Annotated in this window: 8 protein-coding genes and 1 other RNA gene; 2 read left to right on the top strand and 7 right to left on the bottom strand. The window is 59.5% G+C overall.

The window, feature by feature from the left end; genetic code table 11:
• Window positions 1-117: 117 nt before the first annotated feature.
• The 3 genes from ACK4HJ_RS15915 to ACK4HJ_RS15905 all read right to left on the bottom strand — a co-directional run bounded on the left by ACK4HJ_RS15915 (window position 118) and on the right by ACK4HJ_RS15905 (window position 1,440).
• Window positions 118-396: a hypothetical protein gene (locus ACK4HJ_RS15915; RefSeq protein ID WP_409833366.1), complete on the bottom strand. Its 279-nt coding sequence runs from the start codon at window positions 394-396 to the stop codon at window positions 118-120.
• A 279-nt stretch (window positions 397-675) separates the two neighbouring features.
• Window positions 676-984 (bottom strand): hypothetical protein, encoded by a 309-nt coding sequence (locus tag ACK4HJ_RS15910; RefSeq protein ID WP_409833364.1) that lies wholly within the window; start codon window positions 982-984, stop codon window positions 676-678.
• A gap of 195 nt (window positions 985-1,179) precedes the next feature.
• On the bottom strand, window positions 1,180-1,440 hold the full coding sequence (locus tag ACK4HJ_RS15905) for a hypothetical protein (protein ID WP_409833363.1): 261 nt from the start codon (window positions 1,438-1,440) through the stop codon (window positions 1,180-1,182).
• 144 nt (window positions 1,441-1,584) lie between these two features.
• Here ACK4HJ_RS15905 and ACK4HJ_RS15900 point away from each other — a divergent pair, with 144 nt between their 5' ends.
• The gene (locus ACK4HJ_RS15900; RefSeq protein ID WP_409833361.1) at window positions 1,585-1,740 is read left to right on the top strand and encodes a hypothetical protein; all 156 of its coding nucleotides are present in this window, start codon (window positions 1,585-1,587) and stop codon (window positions 1,738-1,740) included.
• A 106-nt stretch (window positions 1,741-1,846) separates the two neighbouring features.
• Here the strand turns inward: ACK4HJ_RS15900 and ssrA are convergent.
• From ssrA to ompA, 4 genes are all read right to left on the bottom strand, one after another.
• Window positions 1,847-2,233, bottom strand: a transfer-messenger RNA (tmRNA) gene (ssrA, locus tag ACK4HJ_RS15895).
• Window positions 2,234-2,245: 12 nt separating this feature from the next.
• Complete coding sequence (locus ACK4HJ_RS15890; RefSeq protein WP_409833359.1) at window positions 2,246-2,911, bottom strand: HAD-IA family hydrolase; 666 nt, start codon at window positions 2,909-2,911, stop codon at window positions 2,246-2,248.
• A gap of 14 nt (window positions 2,912-2,925) precedes the next feature.
• Window positions 2,926-3,636: a bifunctional 2-polyprenyl-6-hydroxyphenol methylase/3-demethylubiquinol 3-O-methyltransferase UbiG gene (gene ubiG, locus ACK4HJ_RS15885; protein ID WP_409833357.1), complete on the bottom strand. Its 711-nt coding sequence runs from the start codon at window positions 3,634-3,636 to the stop codon at window positions 2,926-2,928.
• Between the two features lie 157 nt (window positions 3,637-3,793).
• The gene (gene ompA, locus ACK4HJ_RS15880) at window positions 3,794-4,438 is read right to left on the bottom strand and encodes an outer membrane protein OmpA (RefSeq protein ID WP_409833355.1); all 645 of its coding nucleotides are present in this window, start codon (window positions 4,436-4,438) and stop codon (window positions 3,794-3,796) included.
• A gap of 224 nt (window positions 4,439-4,662) precedes the next feature.
• On the opposite strand from ompA, the gene gyrA reads away from it, so the two are divergent.
• Window positions 4,663-7,335, top strand: coding sequence for a DNA gyrase subunit A (gene gyrA, locus ACK4HJ_RS15875; protein ID WP_409833353.1), 2,673 nt, complete (start codon window positions 4,663-4,665; stop codon window positions 7,333-7,335).
• Window positions 7,336-7,414 lie beyond the last annotated feature (79 nt).

Below are 7,414 nucleotides of genomic sequence, written 5' to 3'. Positions count from 1 at the left end.
CGCCGGGCAATTGCCCGCGCACAGCGCCTGCTGGGGGCGATCAATTCTCGAAAGCAAGGGCTGTCTTAGTTCGGGCATCACTACGGCACTGCCAGAACCGATTCGTGAAGAGCTTCCTTAGCGCAAAACGGCAGAGAGTGCCAACAGCCTTACCGCGAGGTCTGATGCCTCGGCTCGCATCGCCGGCAAGCTCACCTGCCCCACACTCCAGCCCCCATACCAGATAGCGAACGCCGTGACGCCGGGGAAGAGCAAGGCACCGTCACGCCCGTAAAAGCTGATGGCTTCGTCGATCCGCTCATGGCATGTAGAAGCGCCAATGACGGATTCGCCGTTCCGCACACGTGCTACGTAGCGGTGCGATCCGTCATGATGAATGTGCAGTGTCAGGATCATGTCGTGCTTGGGACAGGACTTGCGTGCTAGTGAGTGATGGCTCGTTTCATCCCCACGCTTGCCGCGGGTTCCCACCACAGTCGCCATACTGCAGTTGCATATCCCTCTCTTGAACGCCTAAGCAGCCGACGTCCGAGATTTCATGAGAGAGCACGTCGGGATCCGCCTGCTGGCGTTGATGCGCAAGGGTGCCAACAGGCTCCTGCCCCATCTGCAGAACCCGTAGGGCAGGCTCGTTACGCCAAAGCGAAGCTGGCAACCAGGTACGCGAGTACATGGCTACGCCGCCTTGGCCAGTTCAGGCGTCGAAATTCCGAGGGCGTCACCTTCACCAGCCAGCAGGCCAATGCAGTCCAGAGCGGTTGGGGGATCGCACGGTTCGGCATATACCCGCACAGCGATATCAGCAGCCGCGGGCGAGAAGTACAGCCACAGCCGGTCCTTGTCCTTGTCATAGCAAGAAAAGAGTGCGCGCCCGGATCCAGGGGCACACATCAGAAATTTGGACATGAACATCTGCTGAATCCGCAGGGTGGGCTCAAAGGCCTGATCATCGTGACCCAAATCCAGTTTGTACCAAGTGCTCATATGTGCCTTTCCTCAACTGGTCCTGCCAGTAATCCACATGAGTCGATGGTATTTTTCTACTGGAAAAACCTCGCTTCTGCTGCGGCGCATCAACCTGTAGGACGAAAGCGAAAAGGCCAAGAAAATGGAGGCGCCCCCATTGAGCAGAGACGCGGCAAGGCGCACTTACACGCAATGCGTAAGAGAGGCTAGGCTTTAGTCGAGCGACGCCTCGAGATCCCAGTGCACCGGCGGCTTGGCTGTCGCACGCCGCGCACCACGCGCTCGCAGCGTGGCGCAGCCCAGCCCGGTGATATATAGCACTTGAGCTTGTTGCTGCTGGGCATCCGGAGGCGGCAATCGGACTTCGACCATGCCTGCGGCACGCAGAATCCGCAATTTGTCGATGTTGCGGATGTCCGACTCCAGCAGAGGGAGCTCGTCCCGATGCAAGCCCAGCAAATACTCCATTGGCATGGCAGCCTCCCGGCGAATGGAGCGCGCATTGTCCGACCGTCCCGCAGCTTGCTCAACCTTTGATACACGAAGGTACAAATAGGCATCCACGCGCGCCCTTCACCACCGGTGTCTACCCATCAGAAACGTCCTACAACAAAAGCCTTGGACTTCCTACTGTCACGAGAAGCTGCGAAAAATAACTTTGTGTTTTCTGCCACCTTCTTCACCAACTGGAGTCCAGAGATGCCCATTGTGGTGCTATTCCTCGGCGTACAAATCATTGCGGTAACAGTTGCCGCAGCGCTGTTGTCGATGTAAAGCCAGGGCCCAAGGGGAGGCAGCCGCAGATTTAGCTCGCCTGCGCGCTCGTGAAAATAAAAAGGGCGTTCGCCGTATTCCAGCGAACGCCCTTTTGACACTATGGTGGTGGAGCTGGCGGGAATTGAACCCGCGTCCGCAAGCCTTTATCGGGCAGATCTACATGTTTAGCGGTCTGTTTTGAATCTCGCTGCCTGTGTCGCGCAGTCGCACGCTACACAGGCCGCCAGCACCCTATTTTCTCGCCTTGGTCCAAGGTACCCGGATCAAGGCCAGCCCATGTAATTATCCTTGCAGCCGGGAGGCGCTGATTGCTCAGAACCCCCTTGCCCAGCCCATAGGCCAACTGTTGCAAGGCTCACTGGCAATTAAGCAGCGAGTGCGAAACGTTCGTCGTTTGCAGTTAGTTTGTTAAATCGAGATTTACGAGCGTGACTCAAGCTCGACATGCACCACACCGATTCCGAACCCACGTCGAAACCAGGACAGCCCCAAGTCTTCTATTTTAAGGTGCTGCCAGCAATTGCAAGAGCTCCAGCGGATTTTTTATTGCGGCGTGGGCACCCCAGCTTGCTGCGTCAGATCTAGCACCAAGGTATCCATAAGTCGCCGCGACCGTACCCATACCGGCAGCGAGGCCAGCAATGATGTCCCGCTCATCGTCTCCCACGTAGATGCACTCGCCGGGTAGCACCTGAAGGCGCAAGGCAGCCTCCAGCAAGGGTGCCGGGTGCGGTTTGGAATGGGGCGTGGTATCTCCGCTCACCACCGTAGCGGCTGATTGGAAAAGTGGGATGGCACGGGTCAATGGGACTGTAAAGCGCTCCGCCTTGTTGGTCACCACACCCCAAGCCAGATTGCGGTCGACCAGCGCGTTGACAAGATCTGCCACGCCGTCGAATACACGCGTGCGGAGCGTCATCTGCGACTCGTAGTTCAAAAAGAACTCTTCGCGCAGAACCGAAAAATCAGGGTGATCCGGCGTCATGCCAAATGCTTCGCCGAGCATGCCGCGAGCACCCGCGCCCGCCATGGGCCGATACCGCTCCAAGGGAAACGACGGCAGGCCCCGGTCGGTGCGCATCTTATCTGCAGCGGCGCCAAGGTCTGGGGCGCTGTCGATCAAGGTTCCATCCAGGTCGAACAGGACGGCGCGGATATTGCCGAACATGTAACTTGCCCCCATCACATGGCACGCTGGGTCGCAAAAAGGTAGTTCACGCTGGTGTCACCGCTGAGCCAGTATCGGCGGGTCACCGGGTTGTACTCCAGGCCCCGCGTGTGCAGGACGTCCAGCCCTGCAGAGCGACAGCTGGCCGCCAACTCGCTCGGACGGATCATCTTTGCGTACTCGTGCGTGCCCCGCGGGAGCATGTTCAGCACATACTCGGCACCCACAATTGCGAGCATGAAAGCCTTGGCGTTGCGGTTGATGGTGGAGAAAAATACCCATCCGCCCGGTTTTACCAACTGGGAACAGGCTCGCACCACAGATGCGGGATCCGGAACGTGTTCCAGCATTTCCATGCAGGTCACGACGTCGAACGAAGCAGGATGCTCGGCGGCGAGAGCCTCCACACTGATCTCGCGGTATTGCACGTTGGGAGTTTGCGCCTCCAGCGCATGCAGCTGTGCCACGCGCAATGCCTTGCCGGCCAGATCAATACCCAATACATCTGCTCCCTTGCGGGCCATGGAGTCGGCCAATATTCCGCCCCCACACCCCACGTCCAGCACCTTTTTGCCCGGGAGTGCTGCCAGCCCATTAATCCAATCCAACCGCAGGGGGTTGATTTGGTGCAAAGGCCGGAATTCGCTGTCAGGGTCCCACCAGCGATGCGCCAGTTCCGAGAATTTTGCCAGTTCGGCAGGATCTGCATTAATTGCGTCAGTCATGTGGTTCATTGTCCTTGAAGTATGTTTGGCACGCGCATGGCCGACAAGCAGGTGGCGTGAGCCAGCAAATTCCTGGTGGTAGCACCGACTATGTGAATACTCCAGACGTAAAAAAGCCCCGTTTCCGGGGCTTTTTTCAAGGTAACCGTGGAACGGATTACTTGGAAGCGCGGGTACCCACGACTTCGATTTCCACGCGGCGATTCTTGGCGCGGCCTTCAGCAGTCTTGTTGTCGGCCACGGGTTGCTTTTCGCCCTTGCCTTCGGTGTAGACGCGGTTCTTTTCAATGCCCTTGGACACGAGGTAAGCCTTCACGGCTTCCGAACGGCGCACCGACAGCTTCTGGTTGTAAGCGTCCGAACCGATGGAGTCGGTGTGACCCACAGCAATGATCACTTCCAGGTTAATGTCCTTGACTTTGGAAACCAGATCGTCCAGCTTTGCCTTGCCTTCGGGCTTCAGTACAGACTTGTCGAAGTCGAAGAAAGCGTCTGCAGCATAAGTCACCTTGGTGGCTACTGCCGGAGGAGCAGGAGGCTTTGCTGGAGCAGCGGCAGGTGCTGGAGCAGCGGCAGGTGCTGGGGCAGCGGCGGGAGCTGGAGCAGCGGCAACGATGGCACCGTCGCAACCAGGAGCAGCCGTTGCAGGCGTCCAGTTGGCATTGCGCCAGCAGTATTCGTTGGTGCCGTTCTTCCAGACCACGCCCGAAGCGTTTCTCCAGTTGTCAACGGTTTGTGCGCCAGCGGCGGTTGCGAGCGCTGCAGAGGCAAACAACATCGCCACTTTGTTCAGTTTCTTCATGGTTCTCCTCTTGGGGAAAAAGCCGCAGCCGCGCTGCGAATCAGGACGCCTGGGGTGACCACCACCCGAAACGTTCAAACGATTGTGCCATACGTAACAGCGCAAAAGCGGGGGCACCCGTGTGGGGCCCGTAGGACAAAACCTGAATTGCTTCGATATGTTGCGCGGTCGCTACACGGTCTTAGCTCTAAAATGATCGCCTCCTGCCGCCACCGCCGTCTCCAATGACCCAGTTTGCCAAAGAAACCCTGCCCATCAGCCTTGAAGAGGAGATGCGTCGCAGTTATCTCGACTACGCAATGAGCGTGATCGTGGGCCGGGCATTGCCCGACGCGCGAGACGGATTGAAGCCCGTGCACCGGCGCGTGCTGTTTGCCATGCACGAGCTCAACAACGACTGGAATCGGCCCTACAAAAAGTCGGCCCGTATCGTCGGCGACGTGATCGGCAAATACCATCCCCACGGCGACTCAGCGGTGTACGACACCATTGTTCGCATGGCGCAGGATTTCTCGCTGCGCCACATGCTGGTGGATGGCCAGGGCAATTTCGGGTCTGTGGATGGTGACAATGCGGCGGCCATGCGTTATACGGAAATCCGCCTGGCCAAAATCGCCCATGAAATGCTGGGCGATATTGACAAGGAAACCGTCGATTTCGGACCCAATTACGACGGCAGCGAAAAGGAGCCGCTGGTATTGCCCAGCAAGCTCCCCAATTTGCTGGTGAATGGCTCGTCAGGGATTGCGGTGGGCATGGCCACCAATATTCCTCCCCACAACCTCAATGAAGTAGTGGACGCATGCCTGCACATGCTGCGCAACCCGGACACCTCCATCGACGAATTGATGGAGATCATCCCGGCGCCTGACTTCCCCACCGCTGGCATCATCTACGGCATCAATGGCGTGAAGGACGGCTACCGAACAGGCCGTGGCAAGGTGGTGATGCGCGCCAAGTGCCACTTTGAGGACATCGACCGCGGCCAGCGCCAAGCGATCATCGTGGACGAGCTGCCCTACCAGGTCAACAAGAAGACGCTGCAGGAGCGAATGGCCGAGCTGGTGCACGAAAAGAAGATCGAAGGCATCAGCCACATACAGGACGAGTCGGACAAGTCCGGCATGCGCCTGGTGATCGAGCTCAAGCGCGGCGAAGTGCCCGAGGTGGTGCTCAACAACCTGTACAAGCAGACGCAGTTGCAGGACACGTTCGGCATGAACATGGTGGCGCTGATCGACGGCCAACCCCGCCTGTGCAACCTCAAGGACCTGATCAGCGTCTTCCTACAACACCGCCGCGAGGTGGTAACCCGCCGCACGGTGTTCGAGCTGCGCAAGGCGCGCGATCGCGGCCATGTGCTCGAAGGCCTGGCCGTGGCGCTGGCCAACATCGACGATTTCATCGCCATCATCCGCAACGCGCCCACGCCGCCCGTGGCCAAGGCCGAGTTGATGAGCCGGTCTTGGGACAGCAAGCTGGTGCGCGAGATGCTCACCCGCACGCGCGAGGACGGCGGCGTAGTCAGCGCCGACGACTACCGCCCCGAAGGGCTGGAGCGCGAGTTCGGCATGGGGCAGGACGGCCTGTACCGCCTGTCGGACACCCAGGCCCAGGAAATCCTGCAGATGCGCCTGCAACGCCTTACGGGCCTGGAGCAGGACAAGATCGTCGCCGAGTACAAGGAAGTCATGGCAGTCATTGAAGACCTGCTGGACATCCTCGCCAAGCCCGAGCGTGTTTCCACCATCATTGGGGAAGAGCTCACCTCCATCAAGCAGGAGTTTGGCCAGCACAAGCTGGGCACGCGCCGCTCCATCGTCGAATACAGCGCCCAGGACCTCTCCACCGAAGACCTGATCACCCCCACCGACATGGTGGTGACCCTGTCCCACACGGGCTATATCAAGAGCCAGCCCCTGTCGGAATACCGGGCGCAAAAACGCGGCGGCCGCGGCAAGCAGGCCACGGCGACCAAGGAAGACGACTGGATCGACCAGCTTTTCATCGCCAACACCCACGATTACATCCTGTGCTTTTCCAACCGGGGCCGGCTGTACTGGCTCAAGGTGTGGGAAGTACCGGCAGGCTCGCGCGGATCGCGGGGCCGTCCCATCGTCAACATGTTCCCTCTGCAGGAAGGCGAGAAGATCAACGTAGTGCTGCCACTCACGGGCGACATGCGCACCTTCCCGGCCGACCGCTATGTGTTCATGGCAACCAGCATGGGCACCGTCAAGAAGACGGCGCTCGACGAGTTCAGCAACCCCCGCAAGGGCGGCATCATTGCTGCCAACCTGGATGAGGGCGACTACCTGATCGGCGCTGCACTGACTGATGGCAAGCACGACGTGATGCTGTTCAGCGACGGCGGGAAGGCCGTGCGCTTTGACGAAAACGACGTACGTGCACTGGGCCGCAACACCCGTGGCGTGCGTGGCATGGACCTGCCGGACGGCCAATCCGTCATCGCCATGCTGGTGGCGGAAGACGAGCAGCAAAGCGTGCTTACGGCCACCGAAAACGGCTACGGCAAGCGCACGCCCATCACCGAATACACGCGCCACGGCCGCGGTACCAAGGGCATGATCGCCATCCAGCAAAGCGAGCGCAACGGCAAGGTCGTGGCCGCCACCCTGGTGCATGCCGATGACGAAATCATGCTGATCACCGACAAGGGCGTACTGGTACGTACCCGCGTGAGCGAAATCCGCGAACTGGGACGCGCCACGCAGGGCGTGACCCTGATTGCACTGGACGAGGGGTCCAAGCTGAGTGGCTTGCAGCGCATTGTGGAGAACGATGCCAACGTGACGGGCGCCGATGCCGAGGGCGATGACACCGTCAGCGGTGCAGCGCCGACGCCGAACGACCCGACAGAATCGCCAGACGCCTGACACACCGAAGGCGCGGGCGGCATTGCAAGCAGCTCCGCCCATGCTATCAAATACAGAGCTTCTAGCGCTTGCTGGATAA

This window comes from Acidovorax sp. (genome assembly GCF_046294525.1).
In the GTDB taxonomy this organism is placed as follows: domain Bacteria; phylum Pseudomonadota; class Gammaproteobacteria; order Burkholderiales; family Burkholderiaceae_C; genus Acidovorax.
This window is presented reverse-complemented; position numbering and strand designations above follow the sequence as displayed.

Coding starts and splice junctions, on each gene's coding strand:
- ACK4HJ_RS15915 (WP_409833366.1), bottom strand. CDS start 396: ATGATCCTGACACTGCACATTCATCATGACGGATCGCACCGCTACGTA.
- ACK4HJ_RS15910 (WP_409833364.1), bottom strand. CDS start 984: ATGAGCACTTGGTACAAACTGGATTTGGGTCACGATGATCAGGCCTTT.
- ACK4HJ_RS15905 (WP_409833363.1), bottom strand. CDS start 1,440: ATGCCAATGGAGTATTTGCTGGGCTTGCATCGGGACGAGCTCCCTCTG.
- ACK4HJ_RS15890 (WP_409833359.1), bottom strand. CDS start 2,911: ATGTTCGGCAATATCCGCGCCGTCCTGTTCGACCTGGATGGAACCTTG.
- ubiG (WP_409833357.1), bottom strand. CDS start 3,636: ATGACTGACGCAATTAATGCAGATCCTGCCGAACTGGCAAAATTCTCG.
- ompA (WP_409833355.1), bottom strand. CDS start 4,438: ATGAAGAAACTGAACAAAGTGGCGATGTTGTTTGCCTCTGCAGCGCTC.
- gyrA (WP_409833353.1), top strand. CDS start 4,663: ATGACCCAGTTTGCCAAAGAAACCCTGCCCATCAGCCTTGAAGAGGAG.